1 protein-coding gene is annotated in these 1,564 nt (G+C 69.1%); it reads left to right on the forward strand.

Annotated features, from left to right (window positions below):
- Positions 1-133: 133 nt before the first annotated feature.
- On the forward strand, positions 134-1,564 hold a 1,431-nt coding region (locus ACFYXH_RS42455; protein WP_389575181.1), incomplete at its 3' end, for an IS1182 family transposase.

The raw sequence follows: 1,564 nt of genomic DNA on the forward strand, positions 1-1,564 counted from the left end.
TGACTCTGTTGGTGATCTTGTGTGGGGTGCTGACGGGAGGGCGGTGGGGTGCTTCGCTGGGGGTGTGCGGGGTGGCTTCGGGGTCTGGGGCTTTGAGGTGTCGTTACGGCCGAGGAATTTTCAGTGGATTCCGGTGAGGACGCTGCGGACGGCGCGGGCGGCGTGCCCCAAGGGCACCCCGGCGATGCACATCCGGGACCGGCTCGATGTCCTGTTCGAGGATGCGGAGTTCGCCGGGCTGTATCCCGACGATGGCAGGCCGGGGCTGTCGCCCGGACAGCTGGCGCTGGTGTCGGTGCTGCAGTTCGCGGAGAATCTGTCCGACCGCGCGGCCGCGGAGGCGGTCCGTACCAGGATCGACTGGAAGTACGCCATCGGGCTTGAGCTGGAGGATCCGGGGTTCGACCACTCGGTGCTGTGCGAGTTCAGGGCCCGGCTGGCCGAACAGGACGGCGCCGCCGACCAGTTGCTGCAGCTCATGCTGGACCGCCTGGTGGAGGCCGGCTTGCTCAGGGCCGGGGGTCGGCAGCGTACCGATGCCACGCATGTGCTGGCCGCGGTGCGGACCCTCAGCCGCCTGGAGCTGGTCGGAGAGACACTGCGAGCAGCCCTGGAGGAGCTGGCCGAGGCTGCTCCCGCCTGGCTGTATCCGCTGATCGAGCCCGAGTGGGCCAAGCGCTACGGGCGCAAGGTGGAAATCGGCAAGGTCCCCGGCGGGAAAGCCGGGGTAACCGCCCTGGCGGAGACCTTCGGCCGGGACGGACAGAAGATCCTCACTGCTGCCTGGGCCACGTCCGCCCCACCCCACCTGCGGCTTCTTCCTCAAGTGGAGATTCTGCGTCAGGTCTGGGTCCACCACTACTTCTGGGACGCCGACGGGCAGCTGCGCTGGCGGGACGGCCGCGCCTTGCCGCCCGCCTCGCTGCGGTTCGACTCGCCCTATGACACCGACGCGCACTACTGCGTCAAACGGGACACCGCCTGGTCCGGCTACCGGACACATTTCACGGAAACCTGCGACGAGGATCGCCCCGAGCTGGTGGTCCATGCCGCCACCACCATCTCCACCGTCCAGGACATCGAGCTGACCGACACCATCCACGACAAGCTCGCCGAGCGGCAGCTGCTGCCCGCCGAGCACGTCGTCGACTCCGGCTACATATCACCGGCACGCATCGAGCGGGCCCGGCGTGTGCACGGCATCACCCTGCTCGGCCCGGTCGTTGCCGACCACAGCGCACAGGCCAAGGCCGGTTCGGGCTTCGGCAAGGCGGCCTTCACCATCGACTGGGACACCGAGCAGGCGATCTGCCCGCGCGGGGCCACGAGCGTGTCCTGGACCAGGCTGAGCATCAAGGATCACACCTATCTGCAGGCCCGGTTCGCCGAGGCGGACTGCCGGGCCTGCCCGGACCGTGCCCAGTGCACCACGTCAGCCACCGGGCCCCGCTCCATCGCCGTGCTCCCCCGGCCGCTGCACGAGATCCAGATACATAACCGGCTCGACCAGCGCACCGAGCAATGGCAGCGCCGCTACGCAATCCGCGCCGGCATCGAGGCCACC

It is taken from the genome of Streptomyces sp. NPDC002730 (assembly GCF_042888805.1).
GTDB lineage: Bacteria > Actinomycetota > Actinomycetes > Streptomycetales > Streptomycetaceae > Streptomyces.